1 protein-coding gene is annotated in these 817 nt (G+C 62.8%); it reads left to right on the top strand.

Annotated features, from left to right (window positions below; all coding sequences use genetic code 11):
* Positions 1-20 precede the first annotated feature (20 nt).
* A partial coding sequence (locus VQ044_RS25395; protein ID WP_327650451.1) for a recombinase family protein occupies positions 21-817 on the top strand: 797 nt, incomplete at its 3' end.

An 817-nucleotide genomic window follows, 5' to 3' on the forward strand; every position in this document is an offset into this window, starting at 1 on the left:
GTTTGAGAAGGAGACCGGACATGCCCGTCACCTCTTCCACGATCCCCCAGCGCGCCGCCCTCTATCTCCGCGTTTCGACGGCGCGGCAGGCCGAGCATGACGTGTCCATCCCGGACCAGAAGCGGCAGGGCGAAGCTTACTGCGCTTCGCGCGGCTACCAGCTTGTCGAGACCTTCGTGGAGCCCGGCGCGTCCGCCACCAACGACCGCCGCCCGGAGTTCCAGCGCATGATCGAGGCGGGCACGTCCAAGCCCGCGCCCTTCGATATCGTCGTGGTCCATTCGTTCAGCCGCTTTTTCCGCGATCACTTCGAGCTTGAGTTCTATGTCCGCAAGCTCGCCAAGAACGGCATCAAGCTCATCTCCATCACGCAAGAGATGGGCGACGATCCGATGCACGTCATGATGCGCCAGATCATGGCGCTGTTCGACGAGTATCAGTCCAAGGAGAACGCCAAGCATGTCATGCGGGCCTTGAAGGAGAATGCCCGGCAGGGCTTCTGGAACGGCTCGCTGCCGCCTATCGGCTACCGTGTCGTCGCAGCCGAGCAGCGTGGGGCCAAGACCAAGAAGAAGCTGGAGATCGACCCGCTACACGCCGACACGGTGCGGCTGATCTATCGCCTTGCGCTGGAAGGGGACGGCACCACCGGCCAGATGGGAGTCAAGAACATCGTCTCCTACCTCAACGGCCGCCGCATCTTCACCCGCGACGGCGGACGCTGGGGTATCGGGCAGGTCCACCGCATTCTGACGCGCCGCACCTATATGGGCGAGCATGAGTTCAACAAGCGTAGCAAGTCCAAGGAACTGAAGCC

Origin of the sequence: Aurantimonas sp. C2-5-R2 (assembly GCF_036549495.1) — a bacterium.
GTDB lineage: Bacteria > Pseudomonadota > Alphaproteobacteria > Rhizobiales > Rhizobiaceae > Aurantimonas > Aurantimonas coralicida_A.